1 pseudogene is annotated in these 322 nt (G+C 38.8%); it reads left to right on the top strand.

Annotated features, from left to right (window positions below):
* Positions 1-322: pseudogene (locus KI686_RS16155) on the top strand (hypothetical protein); the annotation flags it as partial.

The raw sequence follows: 322 nt of genomic DNA, 5'->3' as shown, positions 1-322 counted from the left end.
ACAAATGTTTGGGTGTATAGAACAGATACGCATGGTGATGGTGAAGCGGTTGAAGCCGTAATAAAGGAATTAAAATATGAGTTGGCAGAAATTCCAGAAATAGATTTTGATGTACACGTTGAAGTCCCAGAAGTACCTGAGATTCCAGAAGTTCCTGAGTTACCACCATTACCGCCTTTACCTGAGGGCGTTGGGGCAGTAACTTTTGATTATAATGCTTACAAAAAAGAAGGTGAAAAATATCTTGAAGCTTATTCAAAGAAATTTGAAGAAGCCTATGGAGAGGCATTTGCAAAAAAGATGCAAGCATGGAGTGAAACGT

The sequence above is a fragment of the Polaribacter sargassicola genome, from assembly GCF_021991835.1.
GTDB lineage: Bacteria > Bacteroidota > Bacteroidia > Flavobacteriales > Flavobacteriaceae > Polaribacter > Polaribacter sargassicola.
This window is presented reverse-complemented; position numbering and strand designations above follow the sequence as displayed.